The following is a 15,966-nucleotide window of genomic DNA, read 5'->3' as shown; positions in this document are numbered from 1 at the left end:
CACGCCGGCGATGCCGGCCGTCGCCTATTCTATGCCGACTTTTTGCGGCGCGCCACCATGCCGATCATGGCCAGGCCAGCCAGCAACATGCCATAGGTTTCCGGTTCCGGCACTGGCAGCGCGGCGCCAAAGCCGTCCAGATAGACGTAGCCGGTGTGGGCGGTCGGGTAGCAGTCGGCCGCCAGCAGCGACAGCGTGAAGCTGTGGCCGGACAGCGAGGAGTCAATGCTCAGCGATTCAACCTGCCATTGCGGGGTGTAGAACAAACCATTCTCGCTCAGGAAGCGCGAGTCGACGCCAGAGCCGGTATAGCCGGCATTGTAGGTGCGGCTGACCAGCAGCTGGCCGGTGGTGTCGTCGGTCAGGGTCAGCTTCATGACGGCAGACTCGTCCTCGACGTGGCCGCCGTTCTCCAGCACGGCTTTCCAGGCGAAAACGATTTGCGAGTCGGTGTAATTGCTGACTTTCTGGCTGATGGCCGTACCGTAGCCGCCATCCCAGGTGTCTTCCGCGCGGTACGAATATTGGCCGCTGTAGACGGTCGAGCCGATCAGCGAACCCAGGCGCGGATCGACGTAGCTGCTGTCGATGATGGCGCCGCGGCCGCCGTCATCCGAATTCAGGTCGCCGCCCGGCAGCAGACGGGCCGGCGTCAGGTCGGCGTTCACCACATTGCCGCGGTAGCCGCCGCCGGTGGTCCAACCGGCGGTGGTACCTGCTTCAAAACCGCCATTGACGAAGCTGTCCGCATGCGCAGCGCCCGCCAGGCACAACATCCCCACTACCCCCGCAACGTATTTTAGTTTCATCTAGATTGCTCCTTTGTTAAAAAAGAGCCTAGATTTTATTGTTTTATTGATTACTCAATTTAACAATTTCAATCGTGCGCGGGGTAACTCAACAATAAAATTTTATTAACCGATTACCCGTAAAGAATAGTCGGTGGCGCGGATGTCCTTGGTCAGGCTGCCGATCGAAATGCGGTCGACGCCGGTCTCGGCAATCGCCCGCACGGTGTCGAAATTGATGCCGCCCGATGCTTCCAGCAGCGCGCGGCCGGCGTTGATCGTGACCGCCTGGCGCATCATTTCAGTGCTGAAATTATCCAGCAAGATGGAGACGGCACCCGCATCCAGCGCTTCCTTCAGTTCGTCCAGCGACTCCACTTCCACCTGGATCGACACGCCCTTGTTGAGCGCCTTGGCCGCCAGCACCGCGTTGGTGATGCCGCCCGCCGCCGCAATATGGTTTTCCTTGATCAGAATGCCGTCGTACAGTGCCAGGCGCTGATTCTGGCCGCCGCCCACACGCACCGCATACTTCTGCGCCAGGCGCAGTCCCGGCAAGGTCTTGCGGGTGTCGAGGATGTGCGCGCGGGTGCCGGCAATCACGTCCACGTACTTGCGGGTGGCGGTGGCCACGCCGGACAGCAACTGCAGGAAGTTCAACGCGGCGCGTTCCGCCGTCAGCAGCGCGCGCGCCGGACCTTCGATGGTGCAGACCACGCTGTCGGCGTTCATCAGATCGCCTTCAGCGTACTTCCAGTCGATTTCAACCCCGGCCTGCATGCAGTTCATGATGCCTTCGAACCACGGCGCGCCGCACAGCACGGCGTCTTCACGCACGATCACGCGCGCCTTGGCGCGGCCGCCTTCCGGCACCAGCAAACCGGTGAGGTCGCCGCTGCCCACGTCTTCCAGCAGGGCCGCCAGCAGATTGGCTTCAAAAGCGGACTTCAACGCGTCGTCAAACGGCGCGAACTTGTTCAACAAGGTACTCATGCAGGACCGATTCCCGAAAACAGTTTAGCTTCTTGCGCCAGATCCGGACCTGGCTGCACCTTCGCCTTTTTGGCCGCCGCGAAGTCCAGCATGCGGGTGATCGAGGTCACGGCCTGCTTGCCGATTTCCGGATCGACGAAGATTTCGTTGGCGCTGCTGTTGTCCATGTTTTCCAGCACGTCGGCCAGGTTCTGCAGGCCGTTCATGGCCATCCATGGGCAGTGCGCGCAGCTCTTGCAGGTGGCGCTGTTGCCGGCGGTCGGCGCTTCGATGAAGCGTTTGCCCGGCGCTGCCGCGCGCATCTTGTGCAGGATGCCGTTGTCGGTGGCGACAATGAAGGTATCGCAATCCGATTCCACGGCGGCGTTGATGATCTGCGTGGTCGAGCCAACCACGTCGGCCAGCGCCACCACATTGGCCGGGGACTCCGGGTGCACCAGAATCTTCGCCTGCGGGTACTGGGCCTTCAGCAGCTCCAGCTCCACGCCCTTGAATTCATCGTGCACCAGGCAGGAGCCCTGCCACAGCAGCATGTCGGCGCCGGTTTGCTTCTGAATGTAGGAGCCCAGATGCTTGTCCGGCGCCCACAGGATCTTCTTGCCCTGCTCGTGCAGGTGCTTGACGATATCCAGGCCAATCGACGAGGTCACCATCCAGTCGGCACGCGCCTTGACGGCGGCGCTGGTGTTGGCGTACACCACCACCGTGCGGTCCGGATGCCGGTCGCAGAAGGCGGCAAATTCCTCGATCGGGCAGCCCAGGTCCAGCGAGCAGGTGGCGTCCAGGTCCGGCATCAGGATGCGTTTTTCCGGGCTGAGGATCTTGGCCGTTTCGCCCATGAAGCGCACGCCGGCCACCACCAGCGTCTTGGCCGGGTGATCGCGGCCGAAGCGCGCCATCTCCAGCGAATCGGAGACGCAGCCGCCGGTTTCCTCGGCCAGGTCTTGCAGGTCGGCGTCGACATAGTAGTGCGACACCAGCACCGCTTCCTTTTCCTTCAGCAGGCGCTTGATGCGTTCCTTGAGGGCGAGGCGTTCTTCAGGGCTCGGCGTGGCCGGCGTGCGCGCCCACGCATGGGCTACGCAGCTGGCGCCGTCTTGTGGATGTTCGTACTCGACGGGTTTGATCTCGATGGCTTGCATGATGGCTTAGGCGATACCTTGGCTGGTCAGATACTCTTCATAGCCGCCGCGGAAATCGACGACTTCATTGTCCTTGATCTCGATGATGCGGTTGGCCAGCGACGACACGAACTCACGGTCGTGCGACACGAAGATCAGGGTGCCGGCGTATTTTTCCAGCGCGATGTTGAGCGACTCGATCGATTCCATGTCCATGTGGTTGGTCGGTTCGTCCAGCAGCAGCACGTTGTGACGGCCCAGCATCAGCTTGCCGTACATCATGCGGCCCTTCTCGCCGCCGGAAAGCACGCGCACCGACTTCTTCACCTCGTCGCCGCCGAACAGCAGGCGGCCCAGGATGGAGCGCACGGCCTGATCGTCGTCGCCTTCCTTGGTCCACTTGCCCATCCAGTCGGTCAGATTGATATCGGTGGCGAAGTCTTCGGTCGGATCTTGCGGCATGTAGCCGACGTTGGCGTTTTCCGCCCACTTCACGGTGCCGTGATCGGCATCCAGGCCGGTGATGTCGGCGCCGCCGATGCAACGCAGCATGGTGGTCTTACCGGCACCGTTGGCGCCAATGATGGCGATGCGCTCGCCCGCTTCCACCATGATGCTGAAGTTGTTGAACAGCTGGCGGTCGTATTTCTTGCTGAGGTTTTCCGCTTCCACGGCCAGGCGGTGCAGCTTCTTCTCGCCTTCGAAGCGCACGAACGGATAGGCGCGCGAGGATGGCTTGATGTCTTCCACCTTGATCTTGTCGATCATCTTGGCGCGCGACGTTGCCTGACGGGCCTTGGACTTATTGGCCGAGAAGCGGCGCACGAATTCCTGCAGCTCGGCGACTTTCTCTTTCGCCTTGGCGTTGTTGGCCAGCTGCTGGTTGCGGGCCTGGGTCGAGGCCAGCATGTAGTCGTCGTAGTTGCCTGGGTAGATCTTCAGGGTGCCGTAATCCATGTCGGCCACGTGGGTGCACACCTGGTTCAGGAAGTGACGATCGTGGGAAATGATGATCATGGTGGAGTTGCGCTCGTTGAGCACATCTTCCAGCCAGCGGATGGTGTTGATGTCCAGGTTATTGGTCGGTTCGTCCAGCAGCAGGATGTCCGGATTCGAGAACAGCGCCTGCGCCAGCAGCACGCGCAGCTTCCAGCCTGGCGACACATTGCTCATCGGGCCTTGATGCAGGTCGATCGAGATGCCCACGCCCAGCAGCAGTTCGCCGGCGCGCGCTTCGGCGGTGTAGCCGTCGTATTCGGCGACCTTGCCTTCCAGGTCGGCGGCTTTCATGTAATCGTCGTCGGTGGCGTCCGGGTTGGCGTAGATGGCGTCACGCTCCTGAATGGCGGCCCACATCTCGGTGTGGCCCATCATCACCACGTCCAGCACGCGCATCTCTTCATAGGCGAACTGGTCCTGGCGCAGCTTGCCGAGGCGCTCGTTTACATCCAGCATCACGTTGCCGGCCGACGGCTCCAGATCGCCGCCGAGGATTTTCATGAAAGTGGACTTGCCGCAACCGTTGGCGCCAATCAGGCCATAACGGTTGCCATCGCCGAACTTGACGGAGATGTTTTCAAACAACGGCTTGGCGCCGAACTGCATCGTGATATTTGCTGTGCTGAGCATTGGTGAAGTGAGCTTTTCTGAATTAAATCATGCGGTTAAGCGGAAACCCTCGATTATACACGCCCGCAGCCGTCGTCGCAGGATAGCGACAAGCTACTTATTTTGTTGCTATTACTATACTTAAGTTGTAATATGCAAAACAAAGTTCGTACATGATAATTCCATTATTCGATTTGATAACTTGTAGGCGGGCGCAGACCTGCCGGAGTAATCACCTCGCGCCGCTCCTTCCTGGCACCTGCGTGTTGAGTCATCGGCCCTTTATCGATGGCATAACCAACCTCTTCTAACACTAATCCTTAACGGGGGTGAGCAGTGAAAAATAATCTACGCAACGCGGTGCTATCAGCGGTCCTGCTGATGGGAGCACAAACCGCAATGGCGGACGTCACAGTGGCTGGCGATTACCTGCAGGTGGGTGTCGGCCATAATGGCGCCTTGATCAACTTTGGCGACAATCTCGGCCTCAAGTTCGACCCTACTGGCATGGGCAATTTCACCAATGCACCGGACTTTTTGGTCCCGGGCACGTCGTTTGCCTTTTATTCGATCGGCGTGAACAGCATCTGGGACAACGCCGGCGCCGGCAGCTCGTACAATCCGTTCAACACCACCACCTCGGACGTGGTTGCCTCTGGCACCGCCTTCATCATCAGCTCCGGCGGGACCTACCAGGGGCTGAAGGTCTCGCAAACCATCACCTTCGACCTCGACTCGAACGTGATTCATACCAGCGTTGTGCTGAAGAATGTTTCCGGCGGCACGCTCAATAACATTGCCTACGCCGTCGGCTTTGACCCCGACCAGGACTATGCCGGCTTTAACGACTACAACACCGTCAATACCATTCTGGCGCAGGGTGTGGGGGCGGAAGTGATGGCAACCGGCCCGGGCACGGGTTACAGCATCACGCTGAGCAGCACGGGCGGCTGGTCGGCGGAGGCCACCGTGTACAGCAACTGGCAAACCAATCCCTACCTGCTCAGTGGCACGCCACATGACGATGGCAACGGCGATGGCGTGGTCGCCCTTGGCTACCAGTTTGCGTCCCTTGCCAACAACAAGGAAATCAACATCGGCTACGACTACATCCTGACCGCCGCGCCGGTACCGGAACCAGCCACCTATGGCATGCTGCTGGGCGGCCTGGGCCTGGTCGGCTGGGCCGCACGCCGTCGCAAGCAATCGTAACACCCACCCTTCCGTTGAGCCCGCCCCAGCAATGCGGCGGGCTTTTTCATGTCCGGATGGCGGCATCGTATAATCCGCAGACGCGGCGCCCGGACGGTGGCGCCCTCAACCTGGAAAGAGTTTGATGAAAGCTTTGCTTCTTTTGCTGGCGGTCTCCGGCGCCGCCGCGGCCGCTGACGCCGACCTGCTGCGCTGCCGCGCCATTCCCGATATCGCCAGCCGCGTGGCTTGCTATGATGCGATTCCTGTGGCCGGCGCCCGCGCGGCAACGGCGGCGGCCGCACCGGCCGCCGCCGTGCCAGCCGCACCAGCTGCGCCAATCGCACCAGCTGCACCGGTCGCAACCGCCGCCACGCAGGCCGCCAACTTCGGCCTGTCCGCCACGCAGATGCGCAAGACTGACGAACCGAACTTCATCGAAAGCACCCTGCTCGGCCGCATTGAAGGCTGGGGCCCGACCACCCAGTTCCGCCTGGCCAACGGCCAGGTCTGGCGGGTGGCGGATGACAGTGCCGGCTCGGTCACGGAAATTGAAAATCCCAAGGTGAAAATCACGCGCAACGCCATCGGCACCATGTTCCTGGAAATCGAAGGCACCAACCAGGCGCCGCGCGTGCGCCGCCTGCAGTAATTACAGCGTTGGATAATCGCTGATCGTCAGATCGAAACCGCGCACATCCGACACCAGATGCGCCATGCCGCCATACGGCAGTGTGGCGCGCTCCTTGATGTGGCCGAACGGCAGCCCGGTCAGCACCGGCATCGGCAGGCGCGCACGCAGATAGGCCAGCATCGCCTCGAAATCATAGCCATTGTCCATCGGCGCCAGCTTGTAGCCGGAGAAGTCGCCCAGTACCAGCGCCTGCTGCCCATCCAGCGCCCCTGCGTAAAACAGCTGCAGCACCATGCGCTCGATGCGGTACGGATGCTCGCTGATATCCTCGATAAAGCAGATGCCGCGCTCCAGCGCCTGGAAGTACGGCGTGCCGAGCAGGCTGACCAGCATGGCCAGGTTACCGCCCCACAGCTTGCCGCTGACGTCGACCAGCGGATTATCCGCGCCGCCCTCCGCCACCGTGCCGCGCACCCGGTGCACCGGCCCGCGCAGGCAATCCCAGAACTGGTTCAAGGTGTAGTCGACCGGCTGCGGGCGGATAAAATCATCACACATCATTGGCCCGGCAAAGCTGATGCGGCCGGTCTGCCTGAACAGCGGCATCTGGAAGGCCGTGAAATCGCTGTAGCCGACGAACAGCTTGCCGCTGTCGGCCATGTTGTGAAAATCAATCGCCGGCAGCAGGCGCGACATGCCGTACGAGCCGCGCAAGGCAATCACCACCTGCACCTCCGGATCGGCCGCCGCCGCATTCAGCTGCGCCAGGCGTCCTTCGTCGGTGCCGCCGAAGCGCTGGAATTTCTTATCGTCGTCGTAGTAATCGTGGACCAGGAAGCCTTGCTGCTGCAGGCGCTGCACGCCTAGCTTGTAGGCCTCGATGTCGAGCGGGCGGCCGCTGGGCGCGGCGATGGCGATGCCGGGTTTCGTCGTACTCAAAGTATCTCTGTCAGTGATGGGTGCCGCTGCCGGCACGATGCGCGGCAAGCGGGGGAAGTTCCGGCGTCATATTACCGCGCAGGTGGTGGTCGAGCAAGGCAAGCAGGCGCTCGACCAGCTGCTGCGGCAAATCGTGGCCCATGCCTTCGATCACGTGCAGCCGCGCGCCGGGAATGGCTTGCGCCGTATCGACGCCGCACGCCACCGGCACCAGCACGTCGGCCGCGCCGTGGATCACCAGCGCCGGACAGCGGATCTTGCGCAACCAGGGCGTGCGGTCGCCCGAAGCAACGATGGCCACCAGCTGACGCGCCACGCCGTCGGGATTGGTGCCGCGCTCCAGCGCCCGTTCGATATTGGCGCGCAGCGTGCGCTCCGGGGTCGGAAAAGACGGACTGCCGATCACCTTCAGCACCGCCACCGCGCGTTCGATGACCGCCTGGCGGTCGGCGGCATCGGCTGAACGCATCATGGCGCCACGTGCCGCTGCCGACGGCCCCGGCAAGCCACGCCTGCCGCTGCTGGACATGATGGAAGTGAGGCTGAGGGTGCGGCTGGCGAAGCGCGCGGCGAAAATCTGCGCGATCATGCCGCCCATGGAGGCGCCCACCACGTGCGCGCGCGCCACACCGAGCGCATCGAGCAGCCCGAGTGCATCGTCCGCCATGTCATTCAGGGTGTAAGCTGCCGACTGCCTGAAGCCGACCAGGGATTTCAGATACGCCCACAACAGAATGGGCTTTTTGTGCTGGTGGAATTTACTGGACAGGCCGATGTCGCGGTTGTCAAAACGGATCACGTAATAGCCCTGCTCAACCAAGCCGTCAACCAGATCCTGCGGCCAGGCGATCAGCTGCATGCCCAGGCCCATAATCAGCAGCACGGGCGGATCAAGCGGATTACCGCTGGTTTCGTAGGCAATTGTGATGCCGTTTGCGTGCGCCGTAACCAAGACCGTCTCCCAGATCGAACCTGGGATTCAGCATACCATTTTTATTCCTGGGTGGCGCGCCTGGCTGCGGCGGCTGCCGCGCGGCGCGCGGCAAAAAAGTTCTTCAACATGGCGCCGCACTCCTCGGCCATGACGCCGCCTTCGATTTCGGTGTGGTGATTCAATTGCTCCTGCTCGAACAGATTGACCACCGAGCCGCAGGCGCCGGTTTTGGGATCGGCGGCGCCGTACACCACCTTGGCCAGGCGCGCGTGCATCATGGCGCCCGAGCACATCACGCACGGCTCCAGCGTGACATACAGCTCGCAGCCGGGCAGGCGGTAATTGCCCAGCTTTTCAGCGGCGGCGCGCAGGGCGACGATTTCAGCATGCGCGGTAGGGTCATGCCTGCCGATCGGCTGATTGCAGCCGACCGCAATCACTTCACCATCCTTGACGACCACGGCGCCAACCGGCACCTCGCCCAGGTCCCACGCCTGCTGCGCCTGTTCCAGCGCCAGCCGCATGAAGGCCGTATCAGTCACCATCGGTGATCTCGGCCCAGCAGTTCGGGGTTTCGTGCAACACCAGCTTGTGCAGGTGCAGGCCGGTGCCGTAGCGGTCCTTGTAGGCTGCTTTCAGGATCGAGAACGCCACCTGGGCCAGGTTTTCCACGGTCGGAATGCGGTCGATCACCACCGTCTTGTGGTTCGGCAGCGTGGCCAGGAAATCGCGCACGGCCGCATCTTTTTCATAGACGATGAAGGCGTGATCCCAGATGTCGACCAGATGCCCCTTGGCCAGCGCCTTGATGTCCGAGAAGTCCATGATCATGCCGTTGTCGGAATTGCCCTCGACGTCGATGATATTGCCGGTCAGGGTAATCTCCAGCGTGTAGCGGTGGCCGTGCAGGTTGCGGCACTGGCTCTTGTGGTCGGGAATACGGTGGCCGGCGTCGAATTCCAGCTTGCGGGTGATGGTCAACATTATGGTATCTGTAAAAGTTTATGGGTTTGCAGGCTCAGCTTCCATTTCGGATGGCGCTTGCAGGTTTCGATCGCCAGTCTGGTATTGAACTCGGCCAGCGGGCCGTCCATGGCCTGCACGTAGAAATGCTCAAAGTCCAGCTGTTCGTAGACCGACAGGTCCTGGTTGGTCTGCGGAATCACGACCTTGATTTCGCTGCCCTTCTTCACCACCAGTTCCGCGCCCATTTTCGGGCTGACGCAGATCCAGTCCACGCCGTCCGGCACTGGCAGCGTGCCGTTGGTTTCAATCGCGATGGTGAAGCCGGCCGCGTGCATCGCCTCGATCAGCGCCGTGTCCAGCTGCAGCAGCGGCTCGCCGCCGGTGAACACCACGTACTTGCTGGCCGGGTAGCTGGCCGGCCACAGCGCGTTGATGGTGTCGGCCAGTTCCTGCGGTGTCTTGAACTTGCCGCCGCCTTCGCCGTCGGTGCCGACGAAGTCGGTATCGCAGAACTGGCAGATGGCGCTGGCGCGGTCGCTTTCGCGGCCAGTCCACAGGTTGCAGCCGGAAAAGCGGCAGAACACGGCCGGACGGCCGGCGTGGGCGCCCTCACCCTGCAACGTGTAGAAAATCTCTTTGATGCTGTAAGTCACGATAGTTCCTGATAGGACAACCCTCAATTATATCTCACGCCACAGTTTTCCGGAAAGCATCACCGAAAGTTGACATTTCACAATGCTTCCGAAAGGCAAGCACGGTATGTTGGCTCGTGGACGCCTGCCAACGTTGTCCTCCATCCCAGGAAGATACACCATGAGATACGCGCCGCCTCTCCTTGAAATCGATCTCCTCGGCGCCGGCGCCCTGCTGCTGGCCGGCGCGGCCTGCCTGCTGCTGTGGTGGCGCCAGCATGTCCATGCCAGGCGCGCGCTGGCCGAGGCGCGCCGTCAGATCCAGCGCTTGTGCGCCAGCCAGCAGGCACTGCGCGATGACGACCGCCGCCGCATCGCGCGCGACCTGCACGACGACCTGGGCCAGCATTTGCTGGCGCTCGGTTACGATCTGCGCGCCCTGGGCGCCCGCCATCCCGGCTTGCGCCAGCCGCTGGAGCAGCTGCAGGAGCGCATCCAGTATGCCACCCGCGCCATGCGCGCCATCATCCAGGACTTGCCGGCCGAGGCGCTGCAGCACGGACTGGAAGGCGCCGTGCAGCAACAAATCGACCAGTTCTCGCGCCTGAGCGGCATCCGCTGCCGGCTGGACGCCGAGCCGGCCGCCTTTGCCGCCTCAGCGCCCGGCGCGGTGGGGATCGAGGCGGTGCTGTACCGGGTGCTGCAGGAATCCCTGAGCAATATCGTGCGCCACGCGCAAGCGTCCGAGGTGTGCGTCGGGCTGTGCCGCCACCAGCACTGCCTGAGCCTGACCGTGCGCGACAACGGCGTCGGCCTGCCGCAACCGGCGGCACGGCGCGGCAGCGGTTTGCGCGGCATCGCCCAGCGCGTCAGCGAGGCCGGCGGCCGGCTCGATATCGCCAGCGCGCCCGGCGCCGGCACCGCGCTCACCATGTCTTTCCCCATCCAACCATCATAGAAGGCGGCGTCCATGAGCGGAACCCAAAAAATCCAGCACCTGATGGAATTCTCCCAGGCAGACCAACAGCATGGCTTTGCCCTCAAGCTGATGGAGCTGCTGGTGATCCCCACCTTTGTGATCGACATCAACGGCAAGGTCATCATCTGGAACCTGGCCTGCGAGCGCCTGACCGGCACCCCGGCCTGGGAAGTGCTGGGCACCGCCGACCATTGGAAGAGCTTTTACCAGGAGCAGCGCCCGACCCTGGCCGACCTGGTGATCCAGGGCCGCAGCGCCGACCTGCACCGGCTCTACCGCCAGCACGCGCGCCGCAACGACAGCGACAACAACCTGTGCGCGGAAAACTGGTGCGACATGCCGCGCGTCGGCCGGCGCCGCTATCTGGCGGCCGATGCCAGCCCCATTTTCGACAGCGACGGCAAGCTGGTGGCGGTGGTGGAAACCCTGCGCGACGTCACCGATGAAAAGCGCGCGCAAGTGGCGCTGGAGCAGCTGGCCACGCGCGACGGCCTGACCGGGCTGGCCAACCGCCGCTGTTTCGACGATACCCTGCACGCCGAATGGCAGCGCGCCCTGCGCCACCAGCAGCCGCTGTCGCTGCTGATGGTGGATGTCGACAACTTCAAGCAGTACAACGATGCCTACGGCCACCTGGGCGGCGACGAGTGCCTGCAACGCATTGCCACCGCGGTGTCAAGCGAGATGCGCGCCAACGACCTGGTGGCGCGCTACGGCGGTGAGGAGTTTGCCGTCATCCTGCCGAATCAGTCGCTGAAAGGCGCGGCCATCGTGGCCGAGCGCATCCGCTGCCGGGTCGAGCAGCTGCGGCTGCCCAACCTGGGCAGCAAGCAGCATGTGGTGACGGTGAGCATAGGCGCGGCCACCGCCCTGGCGGCGCCGGAAACCGATCCCAGCCAGCTGGTGGCCACCGCCGACTCGGCGCTGTACCGCGCCAAGCACATGGGGCGCAACCGCATCAGCCTGCCGGGCGCGGATGAGCCTTCCTGAGGCCGCCGGCGCTACTCGAAGGGATTGGCAACGATGGTGTTGGCGGCCGGCGGCAGGTGGTCCGGCAGTGTTTGCGCTTCCAGCCTGGCCACCACGTCAGCCAGCAACTGCGCCAGTGCGCGCGCATCTTTCAGGCCGGCCTGGTCGGCGGTGAGATCGATGTCGCCGGCAATGGTAATCCGGTCCAGGCGGTTTTCCACGGTCAGGCCGCCGATGTGCAGCACGTCCGACTCGTTTTTATAGGGTACAAACTTGCTCATCCTTTGCTCCCGTCCTTACGTTGTCTCACCTTCGGCAGGCGCAGCATCACCTGTTTTTGCGCCGGCGACAGCGACGGCAGCAGGTTGATGCCCACCTTGTCTTCCAGCTGGGCGATGCTCAGCACCTCATACTGGGCATCGCCCCGGTTTTCGATGAAGAAGGCGGCGCCGGCGCGCTGGCGCGGGCTGTACACCAGTTTATACAGATGGGTCGGCACCAGCACGTTGCCCACCTTTTGCAGGTTGCCGCCGATGAAGGCCGGGCCGGTGATCACGTACAGGTCGCCCTCCTTCTGCGCCAGCTTGCGTACCACGCCTTCGATGCCGGCCCAGATGTGGCGGTTATTTTCCGCATCCTGCGGCACCATATTGGCCAGGGTGAAGCTTTCGTGCTGACTGTCGCGGTCCGGCATGTCGCCATTCGGCGCCATATGGCCCCGATCGTAACCGCTGCGGGCGTAATCCGCCAACTCCGCACGCGCCTTGGGCGGCAGGCGCGGCTCGGGATGGAAGGAATTCTCGCGTGAGAGGGTTTTCGCGGCGGCGATATTGTCCGCCGTCAGGTGCTCGGCCGACCACAGCGGTGTACGGGTGATACCGGAATGCATCACGCCAAACACGCCATAGCAAAGCTCGGTGGTGGTGGCGCTCATTTTCGGGTTGCGGATTTCCGGCAGGCGGCCGTCGACATAGTGCGCCGGGCATTCGCCGGCGGAAGCCAGGCTGGCGGCCAGCAGGGCCGCCACCGCCAGCGATCGCTGAAACAGAGACATATTTACCTTGGAACATTGCAGTCCCGGCATTTTAGCGGACGCCCCGGCAAACAAAAAGGGCTGGCACGTAACGCGCCAGCCCTTCCAAACATCCAGCCCTACCAGAGGCAATGTTTTGTTATTTCAATTGCGACAACACAGATTGCAATTATACATCAACTCTGCCCTGCCGCTCAACCATTGTCGCTTGATTTCTTCATGCCAGCAGGGTTTCCAGCCGCTGCGCCAGCAACTGGTTCAGCTGCCGCTGGTCAAAGCCCTGGTGGCGCGCGGCAAATCCCTGCGCCGCGGCCCGGTAGTTGCCATCGTCCAGCAGCAGCCGCACCACCGCGCGCCAGTCCGACGCCGGCGTCAGCAGCGCCGCGTTATAACCGGCGCCGGACATGGCCACGCGGCGCGCATTGAGGAATTGCTCGGTATGCGAAGGCAGCATCAGCAACGGCACGCCGGCCAGCAGCGATTGCGCCAGCGTGGCTTCGCCGGCGTGGCAGGCGCACAGGTCCGCCTCTGCCAGCGCCAGCGGCAGCGACACCGGCGTTTCGGCGTACAGCACGCGTTCACTCAATACCGGCGGCCGCGCGCCTGCCGCCACATCCGGCACATAGGCCAGCACGCGGCAGCCTTCATCGACCAAGGCCGCCAGGGCTGCCGCATGCGCGGGATGTGAGCCTTTCAGGTAAGCGAAGACTTTGGGGCCGTCGCCAGCCGGCCAGTGCGGCGCCAATCCGCCCTGATCGACAAAGCTGGGACCCAGCCATTCAGTCTGCGGCCCGCGCGTATCGCAGTGATCCAGTTCGGGCCAGGTGCACAGCAATGGCAAGTCGCCCAGCAACACCTCCGCCGCCTGCGCGTACGCGGGCGCGCCATATTCCGCCAGCACCGCATTGGCGGTCGCCAGCATGCGCGCCTCGGATGAGGCCAGGCGCGCCGACGACGCCTGCTGCCAGCTCGGCAGCGGCATCCCGGCGGGCGGCATGTAAAAACCATTGCCGACCGTGGCGCAGCGCAGGCCCATGCAGCGTGCGGCCAGCAAGGCGGTCGGCGCAAAATCGCCCACCACCAGATCCGGCTGTAATACGGCGTACAGGTCGCGCCAGCCGGCCACCATGCCGCGCAGTGCGGACGGCTCCAGGTAGCCGCAGTTGAACAGGATCTCGGCCAGGTTGCCGGACGGCGGCAGGCCGACCGCATCGTGCAGCCACACCGGCGCCTGCAGCTTGGGCACGTCCAGGTCCGCCAGCAAGGCGTGGGTTTGCATCAGGTCGCGCAAGCTTAGTGTGACGCGGTGGCCGCGCGCCAGCAGCACCTGTGCCAGCATCTTCAGCCGGCCAGCGTGGCCCAGGCCACCGCCCAGTTCCCAGCACAGGTGGATATGGCTCACAGCAGCGACTCCACCGCCGCCCGCACCTCGGCCATGGTGTCGACTACCCGCCAGGCGCCGGGAAAATCGTGGTGCCGCGTCAAGGCGTTGCGCAGGATGATGCAGCGGATGCCGGCCGCTGTCGCGGCTTGCAGGCCGCGCGGCGAGTCCTCGATCACTAGCGCTTCATCGGCGCGCACGCCCATGCGCTCCAGTCCCAGCAGATAAGGCTCTGGCGATGGTTTGCTGTGGCGGTAGGATTCATGCGTCAGCACGAACTCGAAGTAAGGCCGCAGCGGCAGGCGCTGATGGATGATCTCGAAATGGTCGGCATTGGCGCTGGTGACCACGCCCATGCGCACGCGCGGCGCCAGTGCGGCCAGGGTTTCCGCCACCCCGTCGATGGCCGGGATGTGTTCCGACGCCAGCCTTGCGGCATAGCGGCGGTTGCGCTCAACGCGATGCGCTTCGGCCTGGGCCTGGGACAGGCGCGGCTCCAGCAAATGCCAGGCGCCGCAGTTATCGGCCAGGTACCAGTCGAAAAAGTGCTGCGCGCTGAGGTCCAGCCCCAAAGGCCGGAACAGGTCGCGGTTGGCTTCGTAGAACAGCTGTTCGGTATCGACCAGCACACCGTCGTTATCCCACAGGATCGCCCGCAGCATGGTTGTCATTTACGCCGGCACGCCGCTGGCCAGCGGATTCGGCAAGGGGTCGGCCACGCGGTGCAGCAGGTTGCGGTCGACGTGATGGAACTCCTCTTCGCCACGCAGCAGCATCACGGTATCCTCCTCGTAGCCCCAGGTGCCGTCGTCGTTGATGGTGACCTTGATGCGGTACTCCACTGTCTTGAAGCCGTATTCGAGAAAGGGATTGGAGCGGATGCCGTAGGTATCGGAATCCAGCCGCGCCACCAGTTCGAACTCCTTCGCGTCCGGCTCCACCACGGCGGATGCCATGGCGATCTGGCCGCGCGGGATGCCCAGCGTCTGGATTACGGTCCTGGTCTTCGGCTCCCACAGCCAGTAGCCGACCTGCTCATGGTAGGTCTTGACGTTATCCGGCTTGTTCACGATGATCAGGTAGCGCAGGCCGTAGAACAGCTGCGGGCCGTTGGTGACCGGGTCGATCGGATAGAGCTCGATGCGCTCGACATAAGCCTGCTTGCGGGCGCCGTCGGCCTTGGGTTTGATATCCAGTCCGCGCTCGCCCTTCCAGATGCCGGCCATCGGCGCCAGCGGGCCAAGGTTGTTCAGGGTGTTGACGTCGATCGGATGCGGTTCGGTGTAGATATCGGTAGAAAACTCGGTCATGCGTGGTCCTGTGGTTGATAGTCTTGCGGGCGCTATTGTAAGGTGATCTCAATGCGGTTGTGTCCTGCGCTATAGGCATAGGCCACGGCGCCGCCCAGCTGGCGGATCAGCAGCAGGCCCACGCCGCCCACCTGCAATTCATCCGGCGGCAAACCGGGGTCGGGCGGCGGCGGACCTTCGGTCAGCGGATTGAATGGCGGCGCCGCGTCTTCATAACACAGCACCGTGCCGCGCACGCCGACCCACACGTCGTGCGTGCTGTCGCCGCCATAGCCGTGCAGGATGCTGTTGCGCAGCAGCTCTTCCAATATCAGCTCCGCGCGCGCCACCACGCCTGGCGCCAGGCCGGCCTGGGTTAACGCCATGGCGGCGAAGGCCATGGCGCCGGGGACGGCATCGAGTCGTGCCGGAAAACGCAGCAGATGTGCGATACCGGTTTCTTTTTTGTCCATTCAAGCATATTATCGGAATGCTTTCGTCAGGAGAAG

19 protein-coding genes are annotated in these 15,966 nt (G+C 63.3%); 4 read left to right on the top strand and 15 right to left on the bottom strand.

Going from position 1 to position 15,966, the window contains the following annotated elements:
• Positions 1-29: 29 nt before the first annotated feature.
• The 4 genes from ABDW57_RS18355 to ABDW57_RS18340 all read right to left on the bottom strand — a co-directional run bounded on the left by ABDW57_RS18355 (position 30) and on the right by ABDW57_RS18340 (position 4,531).
• Entirely contained in the window at positions 30-809 is a 780-nt protein-coding gene (locus tag ABDW57_RS18355; RefSeq protein ID WP_343731615.1) for a PEP-CTERM sorting domain-containing protein, read from the bottom strand.
• 105 nt (positions 810-914) lie between these two features.
• Entirely contained in the window at positions 915-1,781 is an 867-nt protein-coding gene (gene nadC / locus ABDW57_RS18350; RefSeq protein ID WP_343731614.1) for a carboxylating nicotinate-nucleotide diphosphorylase, read from the bottom strand.
• Positions 1,778-2,923, bottom strand: coding sequence for a quinolinate synthase NadA (nadA, locus tag ABDW57_RS18345; protein WP_343731613.1), 1,146 nt, complete (start codon positions 2,921-2,923; stop codon positions 1,778-1,780). Before nadA ends, nadC begins: the two co-directional genes overlap by 4 nt.
• Positions 2,924-2,929: 6 nt before the next feature.
• Positions 2,930-4,531, bottom strand: a complete 1,602-nt coding sequence (locus tag ABDW57_RS18340; protein ID WP_343731612.1) for an ABC-F family ATPase — start codon at positions 4,529-4,531, stop codon at positions 2,930-2,932.
• 378 nt (positions 4,532-4,909) lie between these two features.
• Here ABDW57_RS18340 and ABDW57_RS18335 point away from each other — a divergent pair, with 378 nt between their 5' ends.
• Positions 4,910-5,722: a PEP-CTERM sorting domain-containing protein gene (locus ABDW57_RS18335; RefSeq protein WP_343731611.1), complete on the top strand. Its 813-nt coding sequence runs from the start codon at positions 4,910-4,912 to the stop codon at positions 5,720-5,722.
• A 124-nt stretch (positions 5,723-5,846) separates the two neighbouring features.
• On the top strand, positions 5,847-6,353 hold the full coding sequence (locus ABDW57_RS18330; RefSeq protein ID WP_343731610.1) for a hypothetical protein: 507 nt from the start codon (positions 5,847-5,849) through the stop codon (positions 6,351-6,353).
• Here the strand turns inward: ABDW57_RS18330 and ABDW57_RS18325 are convergent, their stop codons facing one another.
• Genes ABDW57_RS18325 through queE form a run of 5 tightly spaced genes read right to left on the bottom strand, consistent with a single transcriptional unit; the run spans position 6,354 to position 9,827 of the window.
• Positions 6,354-7,274: an LD-carboxypeptidase gene (locus ABDW57_RS18325; protein WP_343731609.1), complete on the bottom strand. Its 921-nt coding sequence runs from the start codon at positions 7,272-7,274 to the stop codon at positions 6,354-6,356.
• Positions 7,275-7,284: 10 nt separating this feature from the next.
• A complete protein-coding gene (locus tag ABDW57_RS18320; RefSeq protein ID WP_343731608.1) occupies positions 7,285-8,226 on the bottom strand; it encodes an alpha/beta hydrolase in 942 nt (313 codons plus the stop codon).
• A gap of 41 nt (positions 8,227-8,267) precedes the next feature.
• Entirely contained in the window at positions 8,268-8,753 is a 486-nt protein-coding gene (tadA, locus tag ABDW57_RS18315) for a tRNA adenosine(34) deaminase TadA (RefSeq protein WP_343731607.1), read from the bottom strand.
• Positions 8,743-9,192: a 6-carboxytetrahydropterin synthase QueD gene (queD, locus tag ABDW57_RS18310; protein WP_343731606.1), complete on the bottom strand. Its 450-nt coding sequence runs from the start codon at positions 9,190-9,192 to the stop codon at positions 8,743-8,745. The genes tadA and queD overlap by 11 nt, the downstream gene beginning before the upstream one ends.
• Complete coding sequence (queE, locus tag ABDW57_RS18305; protein WP_343731605.1) at positions 9,192-9,827, bottom strand: 7-carboxy-7-deazaguanine synthase; 636 nt, start codon at positions 9,825-9,827, stop codon at positions 9,192-9,194. Before queE ends, queD begins: the two co-directional genes overlap by 1 nt.
• Before the next feature lie 160 nt (positions 9,828-9,987).
• On the opposite strand from queE, the gene ABDW57_RS18300 reads away from it, so the two are divergent.
• A complete protein-coding gene (locus ABDW57_RS18300) occupies positions 9,988-10,764 on the top strand; it encodes an ATP-binding protein (RefSeq protein WP_343731604.1) in 777 nt (258 codons plus the stop codon).
• Positions 10,765-10,776: 12 nt separating this feature from the next.
• Positions 10,777-11,775, top strand: a complete 999-nt coding sequence (locus tag ABDW57_RS18295) for a diguanylate cyclase (protein ID WP_343731603.1) — start codon at positions 10,777-10,779, stop codon at positions 11,773-11,775.
• Between the two features lie 11 nt (positions 11,776-11,786).
• Here the strand turns inward: ABDW57_RS18295 and ABDW57_RS18290 are convergent, their stop codons facing one another.
• The 6 genes from ABDW57_RS18290 to ABDW57_RS18265 form a co-directional block, all read right to left on the bottom strand.
• A complete protein-coding gene (locus tag ABDW57_RS18290; RefSeq protein ID WP_343731602.1) occupies positions 11,787-12,035 on the bottom strand; it encodes a hypothetical protein in 249 nt (82 codons plus the stop codon).
• Complete coding sequence (locus ABDW57_RS18285; RefSeq protein WP_343731601.1) at positions 12,032-12,808, bottom strand: DNA/RNA non-specific endonuclease; 777 nt, start codon at positions 12,806-12,808, stop codon at positions 12,032-12,034. Before ABDW57_RS18285 ends, ABDW57_RS18290 begins: the two co-directional genes overlap by 4 nt.
• Positions 12,809-13,004: 196 nt before the next feature.
• Positions 13,005-14,189 carry a nucleotide disphospho-sugar-binding domain-containing protein gene (locus tag ABDW57_RS18280; protein ID WP_343731600.1) on the bottom strand — a complete coding sequence of 395 codons (1,185 nt, stop codon included), beginning with the start codon at positions 14,187-14,189 and terminating at the stop codon, positions 13,005-13,007.
• Positions 14,186-14,839 (bottom strand): HAD family phosphatase, encoded by a 654-nt coding sequence (locus tag ABDW57_RS18275; RefSeq protein WP_343731599.1) that lies wholly within the window; start codon positions 14,837-14,839, stop codon positions 14,186-14,188. The genes ABDW57_RS18280 and ABDW57_RS18275 overlap by 4 nt, the downstream gene beginning before the upstream one ends.
• Positions 14,840-15,478: a heme-binding beta-barrel domain-containing protein gene (locus ABDW57_RS18270; RefSeq protein ID WP_343731598.1), complete on the bottom strand. Its 639-nt coding sequence runs from the start codon at positions 15,476-15,478 to the stop codon at positions 14,840-14,842. It abuts the gene before it with no gap.
• A gap of 32 nt (positions 15,479-15,510) precedes the next feature.
• The gene (locus ABDW57_RS18265) at positions 15,511-15,930 is read right to left on the bottom strand and encodes an ATP-binding protein (protein WP_343731597.1); all 420 of its coding nucleotides are present in this window, start codon (positions 15,928-15,930) and stop codon (positions 15,511-15,513) included.
• Positions 15,931-15,966 lie beyond the last annotated feature (36 nt).

Source organism: Duganella sp. (genome assembly GCF_039595735.1).
Lineage (GTDB): Bacteria > Pseudomonadota > Gammaproteobacteria > Burkholderiales > Burkholderiaceae_D > Rugamonas.
This window is presented reverse-complemented; position numbering and strand designations above follow the sequence as displayed.